This window comes from Belnapia sp. AC561, assembly GCF_979252845.1.
The window spans coordinates 1-231 of sequence record NZ_CEEDBP010000541.1 but is presented as its reverse complement, the minus strand read 5'-3'; the positions used below and the strand labels follow the sequence as shown (position 1 = coordinate 231).

At 44.2% G+C, this 231-nt stretch carries 1 protein-coding gene; it reads left to right on the top strand.

The window, feature by feature from the left end; all coding sequences use genetic code 11:
- Positions 1 to 231, top strand: a 231-nt coding sequence (locus AC0IW9_RS32175) for a hypothetical protein (RefSeq protein WP_471652331.1), incomplete at both ends; no start/stop codon positions are given.

Below are 231 nucleotides of genomic sequence, written 5' to 3'. Positions count from 1 at the left end.
GAAGATGGCCGAGCCGAAACACTGGCAGATGATTATTCCTGAATCGAACCTGGCATTAGAAAGCGTTCGGCCGGGCGGTGGATTTTTATGGGCATCGTATTTAAAAAATGCGAGTACGCATATCATTCAATTTGACCTGAACGGAAAGGAAATTGCGGTAGTAAAGTTACCTGCAATTGGCACTGCGAGCGGCTTCGGTGCTTTTAAAGACGATAAAGATTTTTTTTACTC